At 74.6% G+C, this 18139-nt stretch carries 18 protein-coding genes; 14 read left to right on the top strand and 4 right to left on the bottom strand.

Annotated elements, in window-relative coordinates; all coding sequences use genetic code 11:
- Positions 1–28: 28 nt before the first annotated feature.
- The 6 genes from DVA86_RS04300 to DVA86_RS04275 all read left to right on the top strand — a co-directional run bounded on the left by DVA86_RS04300 (position 29) and on the right by DVA86_RS04275 (position 5396).
- On the top strand, positions 29–595 hold the full coding sequence (locus DVA86_RS04300; RefSeq protein WP_208875922.1) for a DUF5134 domain-containing protein: 567 nt from the start codon (positions 29–31) through the stop codon (positions 593–595).
- 109 nt (positions 596–704) lie between these two features.
- Positions 705–1643, top strand: coding sequence for a M56 family metallopeptidase (locus tag DVA86_RS04295; RefSeq protein ID WP_208875920.1), 939 nt, complete (start codon positions 705–707; stop codon positions 1641–1643).
- 33 nt (positions 1644–1676) lie between these two features.
- Complete coding sequence (locus DVA86_RS04290; RefSeq protein ID WP_208875918.1) at positions 1677–2354, top strand: phosphatase PAP2 family protein; 678 nt, start codon at positions 1677–1679, stop codon at positions 2352–2354.
- Positions 2351–3046, top strand: coding sequence for an HAD family hydrolase (locus DVA86_RS04285; protein WP_208875917.1), 696 nt, complete (start codon positions 2351–2353; stop codon positions 3044–3046). Before DVA86_RS04290 ends, DVA86_RS04285 begins: the two co-directional genes overlap by 4 nt.
- Positions 3047–3227: 181 nt before the next feature.
- On the top strand, positions 3228–3893 hold the full coding sequence (locus DVA86_RS04280) for a TetR/AcrR family transcriptional regulator (RefSeq protein ID WP_208875916.1): 666 nt from the start codon (positions 3228–3230) through the stop codon (positions 3891–3893).
- Between the two features lie 147 nt (positions 3894–4040).
- Positions 4041–5396, top strand: coding sequence for an FAD-dependent oxidoreductase (locus DVA86_RS04275; RefSeq protein WP_208884374.1), 1356 nt, complete (start codon positions 4041–4043; stop codon positions 5394–5396).
- An 8-nt stretch (positions 5397–5404) separates the two neighbouring features.
- Here the strand turns inward: DVA86_RS04275 and DVA86_RS04270 are convergent, their stop codons facing one another.
- Complete coding sequence (locus DVA86_RS04270) at positions 5405–5758, bottom strand: ArsR/SmtB family transcription factor (protein ID WP_208884372.1); 354 nt, start codon at positions 5756–5758, stop codon at positions 5405–5407.
- Between the two features lie 226 nt (positions 5759–5984).
- On the opposite strand from DVA86_RS04270, the gene DVA86_RS04265 reads away from it, so the two are divergent.
- The 5 genes from DVA86_RS04265 (at position 5985) to DVA86_RS04245 (ending at position 11209) form a co-directional block, all read left to right on the top strand.
- Positions 5985–7067, top strand: coding sequence for an NADH:flavin oxidoreductase/NADH oxidase (locus DVA86_RS04265; RefSeq protein WP_208875915.1), 1083 nt, complete (start codon positions 5985–5987; stop codon positions 7065–7067).
- A 124-nt stretch (positions 7068–7191) separates the two neighbouring features.
- Positions 7192–8301: a WD40/YVTN/BNR-like repeat-containing protein gene (locus tag DVA86_RS04260; RefSeq protein ID WP_208875914.1), complete on the top strand. Its 1110-nt coding sequence runs from the start codon at positions 7192–7194 to the stop codon at positions 8299–8301.
- Positions 8302–8455: 154 nt separating this feature from the next.
- Entirely contained in the window at positions 8456–9133 is a 678-nt protein-coding gene (locus DVA86_RS04255) for a uracil-DNA glycosylase (RefSeq protein ID WP_208875913.1), read from the top strand.
- Positions 9130–10182, top strand: coding sequence for an N-acetylglucosamine kinase (locus DVA86_RS04250; protein ID WP_208875912.1), 1053 nt, complete (start codon positions 9130–9132; stop codon positions 10180–10182). The genes DVA86_RS04255 and DVA86_RS04250 overlap by 4 nt, the downstream gene beginning before the upstream one ends.
- A gap of 151 nt (positions 10183–10333) precedes the next feature.
- The gene (locus DVA86_RS04245) at positions 10334–11209 is read left to right on the top strand and encodes a sirohydrochlorin chelatase (protein ID WP_245996339.1); all 876 of its coding nucleotides are present in this window, start codon (positions 10334–10336) and stop codon (positions 11207–11209) included.
- Positions 11210–11243: 34 nt separating this feature from the next.
- Here the strand turns inward: DVA86_RS04245 and DVA86_RS04240 are convergent, their stop codons facing one another.
- A complete protein-coding gene (locus DVA86_RS04240) occupies positions 11244–12332 on the bottom strand; it encodes a lactonase family protein (RefSeq protein ID WP_208875908.1) in 1089 nt (362 codons plus the stop codon).
- A 141-nt stretch (positions 12333–12473) separates the two neighbouring features.
- On the opposite strand from DVA86_RS04240, the gene DVA86_RS04235 reads away from it, so the two are divergent.
- Positions 12474–13499, top strand: a complete 1026-nt coding sequence (locus DVA86_RS04235; protein ID WP_208875906.1) for an alpha/beta hydrolase — start codon at positions 12474–12476, stop codon at positions 13497–13499.
- A gap of 21 nt (positions 13500–13520) precedes the next feature.
- On the opposite strand, the gene DVA86_RS04230 is transcribed toward DVA86_RS04235, so the two are convergent.
- Positions 13521–14696, bottom strand: coding sequence for an acyl-CoA dehydrogenase family protein (locus DVA86_RS04230; RefSeq protein ID WP_208875905.1), 1176 nt, complete (start codon positions 14694–14696; stop codon positions 13521–13523).
- 211 nt (positions 14697–14907) lie between these two features.
- On the opposite strand from DVA86_RS04230, the gene DVA86_RS04225 reads away from it, so the two are divergent.
- Both DVA86_RS04225 and DVA86_RS04220 read left to right on the top strand, forming a co-directional pair.
- Entirely contained in the window at positions 14908–15573 is a 666-nt protein-coding gene (locus tag DVA86_RS04225) for a GntR family transcriptional regulator (RefSeq protein ID WP_208875904.1), read from the top strand.
- Positions 15574–15654: 81 nt separating this feature from the next.
- Positions 15655–16350 (top strand): HAD family hydrolase, encoded by a 696-nt coding sequence (locus DVA86_RS04220; protein WP_208875903.1) that lies wholly within the window; start codon positions 15655–15657, stop codon positions 16348–16350.
- Here DVA86_RS04220 and DVA86_RS04215 read toward each other — a convergent pair.
- A complete protein-coding gene (locus DVA86_RS04215; RefSeq protein ID WP_208875901.1) occupies positions 16329–17960 on the bottom strand; it encodes a bifunctional phosphatase PAP2/diacylglycerol kinase family protein in 1632 nt (543 codons plus the stop codon). The two genes, DVA86_RS04220 and DVA86_RS04215, sit on opposite strands and share 22 nt — an antisense overlap.
- Positions 17961–18139: the final 179 nt, after the last annotated feature.

The raw sequence follows: 18139 nt of genomic DNA, 5'->3' as shown, positions 1-18139 counted from the left end.
TCCCCGGGACCGACCGGGAAGGAACGCGATGCACGGGCCTGCCGTGGTGAGCTGGCTGCTGGTGGCGGTGTGCGGCACGACGGGCGCGTACTGCCTGACACGGATACGCAGCGGATCGCCTGCACGACGGCGTACCTCCGGGCTCGAGGCGGCGATGGGGCTCGGCATGGCCGCGATGGCGCTGCCCGCCGGCGTGGCCGCCGTCCCGCCGCTCGCGCTCACCGCGCTGTTCGGCGCGGTGACCGTGTGGGCGCTGTGCGGCCTGCGCACCGCAGGCGCGCACTGCCTCCACCACGCGCTGGAGGCGGCCGCGATGGTCTACATGGCGCTGGTCATGGAGACCGCCGCAGGCGGCGGTCTCCATGACGGGCACTCGGCGGCGCCCGGCGGCCTACCGGCGCTGACGGGGGTGCTCCTCGCGTACTTCGCGGTGTACGCGCTGCGCACCGGCACGCGGGTGATCCCGGCCGCAGTGGCGGGCGCGCCCGTGCCGCCCGCCGGGCGGGGCCCGGAGCCCGGCCGGCCGCCGGGGCTGGCGGACGCGTGCGGGCTGGCGCTGGCGCTCGGCAGCTTCGCGATGCTGCTCACGCTGTGACGGCGGGCGGGGTACGGCGTACGGCGCAGGGCATGCGGCGTGAGGGATGCGTCACTTCGGCGCAGGGGGGCGTACCGCGGTGTAGTCGGCGGAACATACTCTGTTGCCCATGATGGTCCCGCTCGCGCTGCTGGTCCTCGGCGCCCTCGCCGCCTCCCTCGCACCGCGCGTGCTGACCCGTTCCTCCTGGCCGGACCGCGAGCCCGTGCTCGCGCTGTGGGTGTGGCAGTGCGTCGTGGCGGCCGTCCTCATGTGCTGCGTCCTGGCCATGGCGCTCTCCGCGGCCGCCGCGTGGCAGGCCGTACGGGGCCACGTGTTCGCCCCCGCGCCGAGCGGCGTGGTGGAGGCGTACCGGCTGGGCGCGTACGAGACATGGGCCGCGCCGCTTGCCGTACTCCTCGCCTGCGGCGGCGCCTGGACGGGCGCCATGCTGCTGCGGGAGATCCGCGACGCGCGGCTGCGCCGCCGCCACCGGCGCGCGGAGCTGCGTGCGCGCGCCCCGCGGCTGCCCGGCGAGGAGTCCGCGGAGGGCGACCGGCTCGTGGTGCTGGAGGGCGAACGCCCCGACGCCTGGTGGCTGCCCGGCGCCGCACCGCAGCTGGTCATCACGACGGCCGCGCTGCGGCGGCTGCGCGGACACCAGCTCGACGCGGTGCTGGAGCACGAGCAGGGCCACGCGCGCGCCCGGCACGACTGGCTGCTGCACTGCGCCGACGCGCTGGCCACCGGGTTCCGGCGGGTGCCGGTCTTCGGCGCGTTCCGCGACCAGGTGCACCGGCTCGTCGAACTCGCCGCGGACGACGTCGCCTCGCGCCGCTACGGCCGGATGACCATCGCCCTCGCGCTCGTCGAACTCAACGAGGACCGCGGCGTGTTCGGTCCCTGCGGCACCCCGCGCGCCCTCGTACCGCAGCGCGTGCAGCGACTGCTGGCCCCCGCACCCCGGCTGCCGGTGGGGCGCCGGCTGCGCACCGGCGCGGTCGCGTCGCTGGTGCCGGTGGTGCCGCTGCTGGTGGCGTTCGTGCCGGGACTGTCCGCCCTGCGATAGCGCGCGCCCCCGCCCGTACGTGAGGATCGGTCCATGCCCGATCCCGCACACTCCCCGCGCCCGCGCGGCCCGTACGCGTGGGCGCTTGCGCTCAGCGCGTCCGCGGCGCTCCTCATCGCCCTCGTGGCCGCCGGCTGGCAGCCGCTGCTGGACCTGGACGGGCGCGTCGCCCGCGGCCTGCACAGATCGGCGCTGACGCACCCGGGGTGGACGCACACGGCGCGGATCTTCACGGACTGGGTGTGGGACACGTGGACGATGCGGGCGCTGACGGCGGCCGCCGTCCTGTGGCTGTGGTCCCGTACCGAACGGGCGCTGGCGGCGCAGGTCGCGGTCGCGGCGCTACTCGGGGCGCTGGCGCAGCAGCTGTTCAAGGCCGTGCTGGGACGTGAACGGCCGGAGTGGGAGCGGCCCGTGGACTCCGCCGACTACGCCGCCATGCCGTCCGGGCACGCCATGACCGCGGCGCTGACCTGCGGGCTGCTGTTGTGGGCGGCGCGGCGGCTGCACGCGCCGGGCCCGCTGTGGTGGTCCGCGGCGGCGGTGGCCGGAGTCTCGGTGGCGGGCGTGTCGTTCACCCGGATCTACCTGGGCGTTCACTGGCTCACGGACGTGGTCGTCGGGTGCCTGCTGGGCTTCGCCGTCACGGCGTGCGCCGCCGCGGCCGACGCTTGGCAGCGGGAGCGCCGGTTGGAGAGGATCCCCATATGACGATCAAGGGTGTGCTCTTCGATTTCTCCGGCACGCTGCTGCGCGTCGAGCCGGTGTCGAACTGGCTGCACGCGGTGCTGGAGCAGGCGGAAGTCCCGCTGCCGGACGACGAGTTCGCGCGCTGCGCGCGGCTGCTGGAGGAGGCGGGCGCGCTGCCCGGCGGCCCGTCGCCGCTGGCGCTGCCGCCCGGCCTGGAGGCGGTGTGGCACGAGCGCGACCGCACCCCGGAGCTGCACCGCGCCGCGTACACGGCGGTGGCGCGTACGGTGCCGCTGCCCCGCGAGGAGCTGTACGACGCGCTGTACGACCGGCACATGACGCCGGAGGCGTGGCAGCCGTACGCCGACACCCGGAGCGTGCTCGGCGAGCTGCGGGAGCGGGGCATACCCGTGGCGGTGGTGAGCAACATCGGCTGGGACCTGCGGCCGGTGTTCCGGGCGCACGGGCTGGACCCGTTCGTGCGGGAGTACGTGCTGTCCTTCGAGCACGGTGTGCAGAAGCCGGAGCCGAAGCTGTTCCGCACCGCCTGCGAGGCCCTCGGACTCGCGCCCGAGGACGTGCTGATGGTCGGGGACGACCGGAGGGCGGACGGGGGCGCGGCGGAGATCGGCTGCGCCGTGCACTTCGTGGACCACCTGCCGGTGGAGCGGCGCCCCCGCGGGCTTGCACCGCTGCTCGGCCGGATCGGGTGACGATGTCCGGGCCGCGCGTCCGGCACCGCGGGCGTCTCCCCAGGTGAGATGCCGATATCGGGGCGATCCCCCGCGTCGCCCCGATATCGGCTGCTTGCCGGATGCCCGCCCCTCGGCAGGGCGGCACCCGAAGACCCGGCGAGTATATTGGCCCGTAGCCAGTCAACGCAGGAGTTACAGGATGTCCCCTCGGAGCGCATCGGTCAATGAAGAGTTGCGCCGACGCTCACGCGAGCGTCTGCTGCAGGCGACCGTCGATCTTGTCGGGACCCGCGGGTACGAGGCGACGACCCTCGGCGACATCGCGGACCACGCGGGCTCCGCACGCGGGCTGATCTCGTACTACTTCCCCGGCAAGCGCCATCTCTTCCAGTCCGCCGTACACCGGCTGATGCATCTGACGCTGACCGAGGCGCTGGACCGGCACCCGCTGCCCGAGGGCCCGGACGCGGGCCGCGAGGCCCTCGCCCGCGCGATCGACGCCATCCTCGGGCTGGCCCGCGACCGCCCCGTCCTGATGCGCGCGCACATGGCCGGGATCCTGCAGAACGAGGGCTTCGTCCAGTGCGACGAGCAGCAGCAGCTGGCCGCGGTGCTGCACCGCACCGTCTCGCTGTACGGCTCCCCCGACCCGGACACCGACTATCCGCTGCTCCGCGCGCTGCTGATGGGCGCCGTGGTGGCGGTCCTGCTGCCAGGCGCGCCGATGCCCATAGCGCGGCTGCGCGCGGAGCTGTTCGGCCGCTACGGCCTGGACTGGGAGCTGGGCGTGCCGCCCGAGGTCGAGCGGCCGAGGCTGGCGGCGGCGGAACGCAAGACCCCGTCGCAGTTCCCGGCACAGCGGTAGCGCACGGCGTACGGGGGTGCGCGGGGCGCACGGCGCTCGGCGCTCGGTGGCGCCCTCGGCCAAGACGGCCGGACGGCGTACTCCCGCCGACGGCCCTCGCGGTGCGATCCTGGTGACCCCGGCGGGAAGGACCCTGCGGTGTCGGATCTGCTGCGCGTTGCGGTCATCGGCTCGGGGCCCAGCGGTGTGTACGCCGCGCAGGGCCTCGCGCCTCGGGAGAACGACGGTCCACGGACGGCGGTCGACGTGCTCGACCGGCTGCCGGCCCCGTACGGTCTGGTGCGCTACGGCGTGGCGCCCGACCACGAGAAGATCAAGTCCCTGCAGAACAACCTGCGTTCCGTACTGGAGCAGCCGGGCGTGCGGTTCCTGGGCAACGTCGAGGTGGGCGGCGAGCGCCTCCGCCCCGCCGACCTGCTGCGCATGTACCACGCGGTGGTGTACTGCGTGGGCGCCGCCACCGACCGCCACCTGGGCATCCCCGGCGAGGACCTGCGCGGCAGCCACTCGGCGACGGACTTCGTGTCCTGGTACAGCGCCCACCCGGACGCCGCCCGCGGCTTCGCGCTGGACGCACGCTCGGCCGTGGTCATCGGCGTGGGGAACGTCGCGGTGGACGTGGCGCGCATCCTGGCCCGCGGCGCGGACGAACTGCGGCACACGGACGTGCCCGACGCCGCCCTCGGCGACATGGCGGCCAGCACCGTGCGGCACATCTCGATGGTGGGCAGGCGCGGCCCCGGGCAGGCCAAGTTCACCACCAAGGAGCTGCGCGAACTGGGCACGCTGCCCAGCGCGGACGCGCTCGTACGGGAGGAGGAGCTGGCGCTCGACCCCACGTACGCGGACCCGTCCGTGCTGCCGGCGGTCGGCCGCCGCAACGTGGGCGTGCTGCGCGACTGGGCGGCGCGTACGGAGCGCGAACACCCGCGCGCCGTCGAACTGCGCTTCTTCCTGCGCCCGGTGGAGCTGCTCGACGACGGCACCGGCGCGGTGCGCGCGGTGCGCTTCGAGCGGACCGCGCCGGACGGCACGGGCGGCGTGACGGGCACCGGCCGCCACGAGGAGATCGAGGCGCAGCTGGTGCTCCGCTCGGTGGGCTACCGCGGAGTGCCGCTTCCCGGGCTGCCGTTCGACGACGCGACGTGCACCGTGCCGCACGAGGCGGGGCGGGTGCTGCGGGATGGCGCGGTCTCGCCCGGCGAGTACGTGGCGGGCTGGATCAAGCGCGGCCCGACGGGCGTGATCGGCACCAACCGCCCCTGCGCCAAGGAGACGGTGGCCTCGCTGACCGCGGACGCGCCGGAGCTGCTGCGCACGGCCGGGCCGCGGGACCGCGACCCGCTGGACGCGCTGCGGGACGCCGGGTGCAAGCCCGTCGAGTGGCCGGGCTGGCTGGCGATCGAGGCCGCGGAGGAGGAGCTGGGGCAGACGCTGGACCGGTCCCGGGTGAAGATCGCGGACTGGAAGGGGCTGCTGGCGGCGGCGCAGGGCGGGGACTGAACGGGCGTTCATCCCTCCGGGTGATGTCTGCCCTGCCGCGCGTCGGCGGTGAGGACGCAGCCGAGGAGGCCCGGGAAGAGCGCCTCGAGGTCGTCCTCGCGCAGGGAGTTCATCTTCGCCGTGCCGTGGTACGTCTGCCGGATCACGCCGCTCTCGCGGAGCACCCGGAAGTGGTACGTGGTGGTGGACTTGCTGACCGGGAGCTCGAAGAACGAGCAGGCCAGCTCGTCCGGCCGGGCGGCCAGCTCCCGCACGACCTGGAGGCGCACCGGGTCGGCGAGCGCGTGCAGCACCCCCTCGAGGCGGATCTCCAGGCGCGTGGGGTGCGGGAGTCGGCGCGCCTCCGCCTTCGGCTCTGACATCTGCTGCGTCGACATCTGCTGCGTCTTCGGGGGATTCGAGGGATTCGGGGTCACGGGATTCATTGTACGAGAACTCTCGTAGTTTGACATCCCACGTACTACGATGCCTATCGTACTTGTGGCCGCCCGCCCGGACCCCGGGTCGGGACGCCCCGTGCCGGTCCGACACCCGGGCCGGCGCGGCCCGTGCCGGGACCCCAGAGCCGAGATCAGGAGAGAACCCGCCGTGAGCGCACTGTTCGAGCCGTACACCCTCCGGTCGCTGACCATTCCGAACCGCATCTGGATGTCGCCGATGTGCCAGTACTCGGCGGCGGTCAGCGGACCGGACACGGGCGCCGTCACCGACTGGCACTTCGCCCACTACGCGGCACGCGCCACCGGCGGCACGGGCCTTGTCATGGTCGAGGCCACCGCCGTCAGCCCCGAGGGCCGCATCAGCCCCGCCGACCTGGGCATCTGGAACGGCACGCAGGCCACCGCGCTGCGGCGGGTCACGGATTTCGTCAAGGAGCAGGGAGCGGTTCCGGGCATCCAGCTCGCCCACGCCGGACGCAAGGCGTCGACCGACCTCCCCTGGCGGGGCGGTGCGCCTCTGGGCGCCGACGCGGACGGCTGGCGACCGTACGGGCCGAGCCCGCTGCCGTTCGCCGAAGGCCATCCGGTGCCGGACGAGCTGACGCAAGATCAGATACGGGAGGTCGCCGGGCAGTTCGCGGACGCGGCACGCAGGGCGCTGGACGCGGGCTTCCAGGTGGCGGAGATCCACGGTGCGCACGGCTATCTGATCGGCGAGTTCCTGTCGCCGCACAGCAACCACCGCGACGACGCCTACGGCGGCTCGTTCGAGAACCGCACGCGCTTCGCCCTCGAGGTGGTGGACGCCGTGCGCGAGGTGTGGCCGGCGGAGCTGCCGCTGTTCTTCCGCATATCGGCCACGGACTGGCTGGACGACGACGCGGGCTGGACGGTGTCGGACACGGTGCGCTTCGCGACGGAGCTGCGCGCGCACGGCGTTGACCTGCTGGACGTCTCCAGCGGCGGCAACGCCTCGGGCGTACGCATCCCGGCGGGCCCCGGATACCAGGTGCCGTTCGCGGCCCGGGTGCGGGCGGAGACGGAGCTGCCCGTCGCCGCCGTCGGCATGATCACCGAGACGGGGCAGGCGGAGAAGATCCTCGCCAACGGCGAGGCGGACGCGGTGCTGCTGGGCCGCGCGCTGCTGCGCGATCCGCACTGGGCGCACCGCGCGGCGCGGGAGCTCGGCCGCGAGCCCGCCGTGCCGCCGCAGTACGCACGCGGCGCCTGACCTGCCGGACTCCCCGCACACGCGCCGCTGAGCTGCGGGGACGCCCTCCGGGGGCCGGTTGTCAGTCCTGAGGTGCAGACTGCTCAGTACCTCAGACACCGACGTCCCGGAGGGGTGTTCCAGCATGGCGGATGTACTGCTCGCGGTAGGCACACGGAAGGGCCTGTTCCTGGCCCGCAGACCCGAGGGCGAGCGCGGCGCCCCTGGCTGGGAGTTCGACGGACCGCACTTCAACGCACAGGCCGTCTACTCCATCGGCATCGACACCCGCCCTGCCTCCGGGCCCCGACTGCTGGTCGGCGGCGACAGCGCGCACTGGGGCCCCTCGGTGTTCCACTCCGACGATCTCGGCGCGACCTGGGTCGAGCCGGAGCGGCCGGCCGTGAAGTTCCCGCAGGACACCGAGACCTCGCTGGAACGGGTCTGGCAGCTGCAGCCCGCCGGGCCCACCGCGCCCGGTGTGGTCTACGCGGGCACCGAGCCCGCCGCTCTCTTCCGCTCCACGGACGGCGGCGCGAGCTTCGACTTCGTCCGCTCGCTGTGGGACCACCCGACCCGTGAGACGTGGATGCCCGGCGGCGGCGGACTGGGCCTGCACACGGTGCTGGTCGACCCGCGGGACCCCGACGCGGTGACGATCGCCGTCTCCGCCGGCGGCGCGTACCGCACAGGTGACGGCGGCGAGAGCTGGGAGCCGTGCAACCGCGGCGTGCAGGCGACGTTCCTGCCGGAGGCCCAGCGGTTCCCCGAGCACGGCCAGTGCGTGCACAAGATCGCACGGGACGCGGTGGACCCGGACCGGCTCTATCTGCAGAACCACTGGGGTGTCTACCGCAGCGACGACCGCGGCACGAGCTGGACGTCCATTGGCGACAGCCTCCCGTCCGACTTCGGCTTCCCGGTCGCCACCCACCCCCGTCGGGGCGGCGTGGCGTACGTCTTTCCGCTGAACGCCGACGCGGACCGGGTGCCCGCCGAGCGGCGCTGCCGGGTGCACCGGACCGAGGACGGCGGGACGAGCTGGCAGGAGCTGAGCACGGGGCTGCCGGAGTCCGCGCACTACGGACCCGTGCTGCGCGACGCGATGTGCACGGACGACGCCGACCCGGCGGGCATCTACTTCGGGAACCGCAACGGCGAGGTCTTCGCCAGCGCCGACGACGGCGACAGCTGGCAGCAGCTCGCCCGGCACCTGCCGGACGTCCTGTGCGTACGGGCGGCGGTGATCGGCTGACCACGACGCACGCCACCGTCACCCTGCGCCGCTCGTACCGTCGTCGCGGTCGCGTCCCCGTCCCGAACTCCCCTGCGGGGCTGGGCGGTACGGGTACGGGCGGGCGGCCGGAAGTGGACGGAGCGCCCCCGCGGAGCCACTAGAGTGACCGCTCGTGGCTGCACGAGCGTTGAATGAGATCGTTGAACCGGGCTGGGCCAAGGCACTGGAGCCGGTGGCCGAACGAGTCGCCGCGATGGGCGACTTCCTGCGCGCGGAGATCGCCGCCGGGAGAACGTACCTGCCGGCGGGCGCACATGTACTGCGCGCCTTCCAGCAGCCCTTCGACGAGGTCCGGGTCCTCATCGTCGGGCAGGACCCGTATCCGACACCCGGCCACGCGGTGGGGCTGAGCTTCTCGGTGGCTCCCGAGGTCAGCCCGCTGCCCGGCAGCCTGGAGAACATCTTCCGGGAGCTGAACAGCGACCTCGGGCTCCCCCGCCCGTCCAACGGCGACCTCACCCCGTGGACCGAGCAGGGCGTGCTCCTCCTCAACAGGGCGCTGACGACGGCGCCCCGCAAGCCCGCCGCCCACCGCGGCAAGGGCTGGGAGGAGGTCACGGAGCAGGCGATCCGTGCGCTCGTCGCCCGGGGCCGCCCGCTGGTGTCCGTGCTGTGGGGCAGGGATGCCCGCAATCTGCGCCCCCTGCTCGGCGGCCTCCCTGCGGTCGAGTCCTCGCACCCCTCCCCCATGTCGGCCGACCGCGGATTCTTCGGCTCCCGCCCGTTCAGCAGGGTCAACGACCTGCTGGCGCAGCAGGAGGCGGCGCCGGTGGACTGGCGCCTGCCGTGACCGGCGGCTGGGTCCTCGGCGTCGACTCGGGCGGCTCCGGCCTGCGTACGGCGCTGGCACGGGCCGACGCGGCCACACCCCCGGCAGCGGACGCGCCCCGGACGACGGGTGCGCCGCCCGCCGTCGGCCGTACGAGCTCGCCCGAGCCGGTGCGTACCAGCGCCTCCGGGATCGACGCCGGCCATCTGCTGGAGCAGCTGCTGCCCGCCGCCCGCTCGCTGCTCGCCGACGCGGGCGGCGGACACGTCGACGCCGCGTGCGTGGGCGCGGCCGGCATGGCGACACTCGGCGAGGAGCTGCGCGAGAAGCTGCCGTCCGCCCTCGCGGACGCGCTGGGCGTGCGCCGGCTGGCGCTGGCCGCCGACGCCGTGACGGGGTACGCGGGGGCGCTCGGCGAGCGCCCCGGAGCTGTCGTCGCGGCGGGCACCGGAATGATCGTGGTGGGCACGGACCTGCGGTCCTGGCGCCGGGCCGACGGCTGGGGGCATCTGCTCGGCGACTGCGGCGGCGGCGCCTGGATCGGCCGTGCCGGGCTGGAGGCGGCCATGCGGGCGCACGACGGCCGGGAGGGCGGCTCGACGGCGCTGCGGGAGCGGGCGGAGCGGATGTTCGGCCCGCTGACCGGTCTGCCGGGGCAGCTGTATCCGCGTACGGACCGTCCCGCGGTGCTGGCGGCCTTCGCGCCGGAGGTCATCCGGTGTGCGGGCGGGGAATCGGAGGGGAGCCCCGACCCGGTCGCCGCCGGGATCGTCCGCCGGGCCGCCGCCGAGATCGCCATGTGCGCCGCCGCGGCCTGCCCGGCCACGGACTCCGCCCCAGCCCCCGCAGCCCCCGCAGCCCGCCCCGAAGTGGCGCTCACCGGCGGCCTGTTCCGCTCCGGCGCGGTGCTGCTGGAGCCCGTCCGCGAGGAGCTCGCCGTACGGCTGCCGCACGCGCGTGCCGCCGAGACCGCGGGAGATCCACTGGACGGCGCGCTGCTGATCGCATCCCGGCTGAGCACGGACTCCCTGCGGCTCCCGCCGGACCCGTCCCTGCTCACGGTGAGCTGAGCGAACACGCCGGAGAGTGCACAGCGACACGCGGGGCAAAACACACATAACCGGACTGTCCTCCCCCGCCCGAACAGCCACCCCCACCAAGGCATTAACATGCGGCCACATGAGCTCCCCCACTGGGCCGGACAATGGCCTGCCTGTACGAATGCCGCGTCCCCGTCAGTCCGGACGGCACCGCCGGCCCGAGCCTGTCGTGGCGCCGGAGAACGCTCCGGCGCTGGTGCTCGCCGTTCCCGGTGAGCCGTCCACGGCGACGCGGGGCCTGGCCGCCGAGATCGTGAGCATCGCGCGCTCCGAGCTCCCCGGCCTGGACGCCCGGGTGGGCTATGTGGACGGTGGCGGCGAGGAATTCCCCGCTCTGGACAAGGTCCTGTCGGAGGCCGCGGCGGAGCGCAGCGCCGAGGGCGCCACGGAGGAGCCGCCCACGGAGGGCCTCGACGACGCGCCCGCGGCCGTCGTGGTCCCGCTGCTGGCCGGTCCGGACGCCAGTCAGATGCGGCAGATACGGCAGGCGGTGCTCAGCAGCGGCTCCGGTTCGGAGCTGACCGATGTGCTCGGCCCGCACCCGCTGCTCGCGGAGGCGGTGCACGTGAAGCTGTCGGAGGCGGGTCTCGCCCGTGCCGACCGGGCCCGGCTGTTCACCGTCGCGACGGCGGCGGACGGCATCATCCTGGCCACCATCGGCGGCGAGGACGCCGTGCAGGCGGCCGGGATCACGGGGATGCTGCTGGCCGCGCGGCTGGCGGTGCCGGTGCTCGCGGCGGGCCTGGACGACGAGGGCGCTGTGGGGCGCATCGCCACCCAGCTGCGTGAGTCCGGTTCGCAGCAGCTCGCGGTCGCGCCGTGCCTGATCGGGCCCGAGGTCCCGGAGGGTCTGCTGGCGGCGGCGTCCGAGGAGGCGGAGTGCCCGTCGGCGGAGCCGCTGGGCGCGTACCCGTCGCTGGGCAAGCTCGTGGCCTCCGCGTACGCCGCGAAGCTCGGCCTGCCGCAGCAGCCCCAGCAGGGCATGCCCATGCGCTGAGGCGCGCGCCCAGCGCCCAGCGCCCGCGGGCCGTTCAGCCGAAGACGACGCACGAGGCGGCGGGTGCCTCCACCGATCCGCCGCGCCGCGGCATGCCCGTGCGGTCGTCCAGCGTGAACCAGGTGACGTCGCCGGAGCGCTCGTTGGCCGCGTACAGCCACTGCCCGCCGGGGTGCAGTGCCAGCCCGCGCGGCCAGTGCCCGCCGCACGGGACGGTACCCGCCGGTTCCACCGTGCCGCCGTCCCCGCCGAGCGCCAGGACGGCGATGGCGTCCTGGCCGCGTACGGCGGCCCAGGCGAACCGCCCGTCCTGCCGCACCACCAGCTCCGACGGGTAGCTCTCGCCGGTCGCGCCCGCGGGCAGCAGCGGGGTCTCGGCGAGGGGTTCCAGCGTGCCCGTGGTGTCGTCCCAGCGGCACAGCGTGACCGCCGGGTCGAGTTCGCCGGTGACGTACGCGTACGCGCCGCCCGGGTGGAACGCGATCTGGCGCGGCCCACTGCCCGCCCGCAGCCGGACCTCGCCGTGCGGACGCACCTCGTCGCCGCGCTCCACCGAGTCCGGGCCGTCCAGGGCGTAGATCCACACCGAGTCGGTGCCGAGGTCCACCGCGAGCAGCCACCGCCCGGACGGCGCGGCCACCACCGCGTGGGTGTGCGGCCCGCGCTGCCGGTCGGGGTGGGGTCCGCCGCCGTGGTGGGGGTGTACGGAGGGCTGGCCGCCGAGTGTGCCGTCCGCGCGCATTGGGAGCGCGCTGACGCTGCCCGAGGTGTAGTTGGCGGTGAACAGCCGGCCCGCGGCGAGCGTCAGATGCGTCGGCGCGGCGCCGCGTACCGGCACCGGTTCGCCGAGCGGCACGGGCCGGTCCCGGTCGGCCAGGGACAGCGCCGCCGCCGTGCCCTGCTCGGTCTCGCAGACGGCGTAGAGCAGTCCGGGCCGGGCCAGGAGGTACGAGGGGTCGGGCAGCGCCCGGTCCGTGTGGTGCACGGGACGGAGTGCGCCGTCGGTGGTGTCGATCACGGCGGTGGTGATGCCGCGGCCGCCCGAAGAGGTGAACGAGCCGATGTACGCGCGGTCCGCCGGGGCGGGCTCCGTGGACCGGCGGGCCGTGCTGTCGGTGGTCACTGCTGGTGCCCTTCCGCCGGTGACGGTGATCGAAAGTGACCGTAGCAGCCGGTCACGGCGGGCCGCGGGAACCGGCGGGCCCCGCACGGCTGTTGACCGCACGGTTGACCGGGCACTCGGCGGGCGTGCTTCACTTGCCTGATGCTGCCTTGGGACGCGGAGCTCGCCGGCCGGCTCGACCGCCACACCGTCAGTTCGCGGCTCCTGCGGGACAACCCGCTGGGTGATCCGTACGAGCGCCCCCTGTGGGTGTACGTGCCGCCGGGCTACGACGACAGCCCGGACCTCCGCTATCCCTCGGTGTACGTCCTCCAGGGCTACACCGGCCATCTCTCCATGTGGGCGAACCGCCAGCCGTTCCGCCGGCCGTTCGTGGAGACGGCGGACGCCGCGTTCGCCGGGGGCACGCCCGGCTGCGTCGTGGTCTACGTCGACGCGTGGACGGCGTACGGCGGCTCGCAGTTCGTGGACTCGCCGGGCACCGGCAGATACCACTCGTATCTCTGCGAGGAGATCGTGCCCTGGGTCGACGAGCGCTACCGCACGCTCCGCGGCCCGAACTCCCGCGCCGTCTCCGGCAAGTCGTCGGGCGGCTTCGGCGCGATGATCACGCCGATGCTGCGCCCCGACCTGTTCGGCGCGCTCGCCACGCACGCCGGCGACAACCTCTACGAGTTCAGCTACGCGGAGGAGTTCGCGAAGTCGGTCCGCGCCCTGCGCGCGTACGACCACGACATCATGCGCTGGTGGGCGGACTTCCGCTCGCGGACGGCGTTCACCGGGCAGGACGACGGCACGCTCGTGATGATGCTCGGCCTCGCCGCCTGCTATTCGGCGCGCGAGGACGGCACGCCGGAGCTGCCGTTCGACCCGGTGACCGGCGTGCTGCGGCCCGAGCAGTGGCAGCGGTGGCTGGACTGGGACCCGGTGCGGATGGTCGCGCGGTACGCGGACGCCGTACGGTCGCTGCGGGCCGTGTGGATCGACGCGGGCACCCGTGACGAGTGGTATCTCGACGTGGGCGCCGAGGCGTTCCGCGCGGAGATCGCGAAGGCCGGACTGCCGGACGAGCGGGTGTACTTCGAGCTGTTCGACGCGGGCCACGGCGGGATCGACTACCGCTACCCGCTCGCCCTGGACTGGCTCGCCCGGCGACTGGAGCGCTGACCGGCACACCACGGGGCGGGGTCAGCGGAACGCGGCCTCACCCGTCAGTGCCTTGCCGACGACCAGGGTGTGCACCTCGCTGGTGCCCTCGTACGTGAGCACCGACTCCAGATTGTTGGCGTGGCGGAGCACCGGGTACTCGAGGGTGATGCCGTTGGCGCCGAGGATCGTGCGGCACTGCCGCGCGATCTCGATCGCCTCCCGTACGTTGTTCAGCTTGCCCACGCTGACCTGCTCGGGCGTCAGCTCCCCGGCGTCCTTGAGCCGACCCAGGTGCACGGCGAGCAGCATGCCCTTGCCGAGCTCCAGGGCCATGTCGGCGAGCTTCTGCTGGGTCAGCTGGTACGAGGCCAGGGAGCGGGCGAACACGGTGCGGTCGGCGGCGTACGACAGGGCCGTCTCGAGGCAGTCGCGTGCCGCGCCGAGCGCGCCGAAGATGATGCCGAAGCGGGCCTCGGTGAGGCAGCCGAGCGGTCCGGAGAGGCCGCGCACTCCGGGGAGCATCGCGTCGGCGGGCAGCCGTACGTCCTCCAGCACCAGTTCGCTGGTCACGCTGGCGCGCAGGGACAGCTTGCCCTTGATCTCGGGGGTGCCGAAGCCGGGGCTGCCCGCCGGCACGAGGAAGCCGCGTACGCCCTCCTCGGCGCGGGCCCAGACGACGGCGACGTCCGCGACCGAGCCGTTGGTGATCCACATCTTGGTGCCGTTCAGCACCCAGTCGGAGCCGTCGCGGCGGGCGTTGGTGCGCATCGCGGCCGGGTCGGAGCCGGCGTCGGGCTCGGTGAGGCCGAAGCAGCCGATCTTCTCCCCGGCGGCCATGCCGGGCAGCCACTGCTGCTTCTGCTCCTCGGAGCCGTACTTCCAGATCGCGTACATGGCGAGCGAGCCCTGTACGGAGACGAGGCTGCGCAGTCCGGAGTCGACCGCTTCGAGTTCCTGGCAGGCGAGGCCGTACGCGACGGCGTTGGTGCCCGCGCAGCCGTAGCCCTCCAGGTGCATGCCGAGCACGCCGATCTCGCCGAGGCGGCGGGCCAGTTCGCGGGCGGGGATGGCGCCCTCCTCGAACCAGCCGGCGACATGCGGCCGCAGTTCGCGCTCCCCCATGACCCGTACGGTGTCGCGGATCTCGCGCTCCTCGTCGGACAGCAGCCCGTCGATGGCGAGCAGGTCGAAGGGGTGAACGGGCGACGACGTCATTCGGGCCTCCAAGCTGTACGGCGCCGCGGCCCGTGCCGGCCCGGCTGGGGGCACCCTAGCGGCAGATCGGATTTTGGATCCAGTGTGGATTATCCTTTCCCGGGGGCCGGGGAGAATCCGGACTCTCCCGCTGTGGCGCTCGCCACAGAGGAGGATGTACGCGGTCGGCACCGGAGACCGGCCACCGAAACCGGCGGAGAGGCCAGCGGACATGAGCAGCCCGGTGCAGCGGCGGCGCCCGCCGACCGCCCAGCAGTTCGTCCTCGGGGAGCTACGGCGCGCCATCACCAGCGGCGAACTGCGGCCCGGCGAGCCGATCCGGCAGGACGCGCTCGCCGCGGACCTCGACGTGAGCCGGGTGCCGCTGCGCGAGGCGCTGAAGATCCTCGAGGGCGAGGGCCTCGTCGTGCACCGCGCGCACCGCGGGTACTCGGTCACCGAGCTGTCCCTCGCGGACCTGGAGGAGGTCTACCGCATCCGGGAGCTGCTGGAGGCGGAGGCCGTACGGCAGGCCGCCGCGCGGCTCGGGCCCGAGCTGCTCGCACGGCTCGAAGAGGCGCAGCGCGAGGTGGAACGGGCCGGTGCGGCCGGGGACGTGGCGGACATGGCGGCGGCGAACCGGCGGTTCCACTTCGCCCTCGTCGAGGAGTCGCGGATGCCCCGGCTGATCCGGCTGATCGGCACCCTCTGGGACGCCACGGACGCCTACCGCTCGCTGTACTACGCCGAGGAGCCGAACCGCGAGCGCGTCGTACGGGAGCACCACGCGGTCATCGAGGCGCTGCGCGCGGGCGATGCCGAGACGGCCGTGCGGTGGCTCGACGAGCACCGGGCGCACGCGGTGGCCGCGCTCCGGGAGGTCCTGGACACGGAGTGAGCAGCGGCTGACGGGCTGCTGCCGTACGGCAGCGGGAGGCCCGGTGCCGTACGGCGCGCCGCGGCTTGGCAAGCTGGAACCATGAACGACTCTCCTCCCGCCCCGGTGATCTTCGATCTGGACGGCACGCTGGTCGACAGCGAGCCGCACTACTTCGAGGCGGGCCGCCGCGTCCTCGCCGCACACGGCGTACCGGGCTTCACCTGGGAGGAGCACGCGAGCTTCATCGGCATCGGCACGCGGGAGACCGTGACGACGCTCCGCGAGCGGTACGGGATCGGGGCCACGGTGGAGGAGCTGCTGGCGGAGAAGAACGCCGCGTATCTGGAGCTGGCGCGGTCCGCCACCGAGGTGTTCCCGCAGATGCGGAAGCTCGTGGAGCAGCTGCGCGCGGCCGGGCACCCGATGGCGGTCGCCTCGGGGTCCTCGCGTACGGCCATCGACACGGTGCTGGGCGCCACCGACCTCGACCCGCTGCTGACGGTCCGCGTCTCGGCGGAGGAGGTGGAGCGCGGCAAGCCGGCGCCGGACGTGTTCCTGGCGGCGGCCCGGCTGCTGGGCGCCGCCCCGGCGGACTGCGTGGTGCTGGAGGACGCGCCGCCCGGCGCGGAGGCCGCGCGGCGCGCCGGGATGCGGTGCGTCGCGGTGCCGTACGTGCCCGGGTCGGCCGGCGATCCGGCGTTCGCCTCGGCGGGGCTGCTCTTCGCGGGCGGACAGGCGGAGTTCGACGCGCGGCGGGCGTACGGCTGGATCCGTCAGCCCGGCAGTGGCCGGTAGACGGTCAGCGCCTCGTGGCGCTTGTCGAGGAACAGTTCGGCGGGCGCCTCGGCGACCTCGCCGTCGTACGCGAGCAGCGTGCCGGGCGGGATGTCGGTGATCCGCAGCCGCCGCAGCCGCGTCGTACTGTGCACCGGCGAACGGTCCACGACGCTCGTCAGCGCCGCCGTGAACAGCCGCGTACGGGCCCACCGCCCGCCGCGCACCACCCGTACGTCGAGCAGCCCGTCGGCCAGGTCGTGCCTCCGTACGGGCGCCAGGCCGAGGCCGCGGTAGGCGCAGTTGCCCACGAACAGCTGCCACAGCGGGCGCTGCCGTCCGCCCAGTCCGGCCTCCACGGGCCCCGACGTGCGCAGGACGCGCACGGCGGCCACCACACCTGCGGGCCAGGCGCCGATCCTGGGCGCCCAGCGTTCGCGTATGCGCACGAGTTCGGGGTACGAGCCGAGGCTGAAGGTGTTGAGGAAGTACCCGGCCGGCCCGTGGCCGCGGCCGGGTGTGAAGCGGGCGACGTCGACGGCGACGGCATCGCCCGCGGCCACGGCCCGGCAGGCGTCGACGGCGGTCTCGATGCCGAGGTCGTACGCGAAGTGGTTCCGCGTGCCGCCGGGCAGGACCGCGAGCGGCAGCCCGTGCCGTACGGCGATCGCGGCGGCCGTGTTGACGGTCCCGTCGCCGCCGAGCACGCCGAGGGCGCCGCCCAGCGCGGCGGCGCGAGCCGCCGCCTTCTCCAGCGCCTCGTGGAGCGGGGCCGACGCCGGGTCGCAGACGACGATCTCGGCCTCCGGGAGGGCCGCGCGGACGGCCGTCAGGGCAGCGCTCCCGGCAGGGCTGCCACCCGCCTCGACGGGCCCGCCCGCTTCCGCAGCGTCCTCCCCCCTGGCGTCCCGCCCCGTGGGGGCGTGCTCCGGCACGCGCTGCCCGGAGGCCACGTTCGCCACCAGCACCAGCCCCTCGCCCTCACGCAGCGCGGGCGCGTCCGCCAGCGGCCGGGCCGGGGCGGGCAGTTGGGAGCGGGTGGGCGCGATGCCGCGTACGGCGAACGCGGCGCCCACCCCGATCGCCGCACCCGCGAGTACGTCGCCGGGGTAGTGCACGCCCGTGTACACGCGGGAGAACGCCACCGCCGCCGCCACCGGCGCGACCGCCGCGCCCCAGCGCGGCGACTCCAGCGCCACCCCGGTCGCGAACGCCGCCGCCGAGGCCGCGTGCCCGGACGGGAAGGACGTGGTCACCGGCTGCCGGTGCAGGCGGCGTATCACCGGCACGGTGTCCACCAGCGGACGCGCGCGGCGTACCGCCCGCTTGCCGAGGGTGTTCACGGCGCCGGAGGCGACGGCCAGCGATGCGACACCGCGTACGGCGGCCCGCCGCGCCTTCGGCGTGCCGGCGACGGCGATCCCGGCGGCAACGGCGTACCACAGGACGCCGTGGTTCGCGGCCCGGCTCAGACCGGGCAGGACGCGTTCGCCGCCCGGCCAGTGCCGTACGGCCACGCGGTGGAACGTGCCGTGGTCCCAGGCGCCGACGCGGTGCGCGTGCGGGATCCGGCGTACGGCGCCGGGCAGGGTGGCGGCGCGGCGGCGAGCAGGGCTGGCCGGTGTGCTCATCGGTCCTCACTCACTCCCGGCGCGGCCGGGTCTCCGGACTGTGCCGCGTACCCCGCTGCGCGCCCCGCTCACTGCCCCGGGACGGGCGACCTGATCCGCGGCCGGCGCGGACTCCCGCGCCGGCCGCTCAACCGTACGGGAGCATGCCGCGGTCCTGTCCTGCGTGCACATACGAGGGG

The sequence above is a fragment of the Streptomyces armeniacus genome, assembly GCF_003355155.1.
In the GTDB taxonomy this organism is placed as follows: domain Bacteria; phylum Actinomycetota; class Actinomycetes; order Streptomycetales; family Streptomycetaceae; genus Streptomyces; species Streptomyces armeniacus.
This window is presented reverse-complemented; position numbering and strand designations above follow the sequence as displayed.

What these genes read in the sequence shown, in the direction of transcription:
- DVA86_RS04260 (WP_208875914.1), top strand. Translation starts at nt 7,192, where the DNA reads ATGGCGGATGTACTGCTCGCGGTAGGCACACGGAAGGGCCTGTTCCTG.
- DVA86_RS04300 (WP_208875922.1), top strand. Translation starts at nt 29, where the DNA reads ATGCACGGGCCTGCCGTGGTGAGCTGGCTGCTGGTGGCGGTGTGCGGC.
- DVA86_RS04280 (WP_208875916.1), top strand. Translation starts at nt 3,228, where the DNA reads ATGTCCCCTCGGAGCGCATCGGTCAATGAAGAGTTGCGCCGACGCTCA.
- DVA86_RS04295 (WP_208875920.1), top strand. Translation starts at nt 705, where the DNA reads ATGATGGTCCCGCTCGCGCTGCTGGTCCTCGGCGCCCTCGCCGCCTCC.
- DVA86_RS04285 (WP_208875917.1), top strand. Translation starts at nt 2,351, where the DNA reads ATGACGATCAAGGGTGTGCTCTTCGATTTCTCCGGCACGCTGCTGCGC.
- DVA86_RS04290 (WP_208875918.1), top strand. Translation starts at nt 1,677, where the DNA reads ATGCCCGATCCCGCACACTCCCCGCGCCCGCGCGGCCCGTACGCGTGG.
- DVA86_RS04235 (WP_208875906.1), top strand. Translation starts at nt 12,474, where the DNA reads ATGCTGCCTTGGGACGCGGAGCTCGCCGGCCGGCTCGACCGCCACACC.
- DVA86_RS04230 (WP_208875905.1), bottom strand. Translation starts at nt 14,696, where the DNA reads ATGACGTCGTCGCCCGTTCACCCCTTCGACCTGCTCGCCATCGACGGG.
- DVA86_RS04225 (WP_208875904.1), top strand. Translation starts at nt 14,908, where the DNA reads ATGAGCAGCCCGGTGCAGCGGCGGCGCCCGCCGACCGCCCAGCAGTTC.
- DVA86_RS04215 (WP_208875901.1), bottom strand. Translation starts at nt 17,960, where the DNA reads ATGAGCACACCGGCCAGCCCTGCTCGCCGCCGCGCCGCCACCCTGCCC.
- DVA86_RS04220 (WP_208875903.1), top strand. Translation starts at nt 15,655, where the DNA reads ATGAACGACTCTCCTCCCGCCCCGGTGATCTTCGATCTGGACGGCACG.
- DVA86_RS04270 (WP_208884372.1), bottom strand. Translation starts at nt 5,758, where the DNA reads ATGTCAGAGCCGAAGGCGGAGGCGCGCCGACTCCCGCACCCCACGCGC.
- DVA86_RS04245 (WP_245996339.1), top strand. Translation starts at nt 10,334, where the DNA reads ATGCCGCGTCCCCGTCAGTCCGGACGGCACCGCCGGCCCGAGCCTGTC.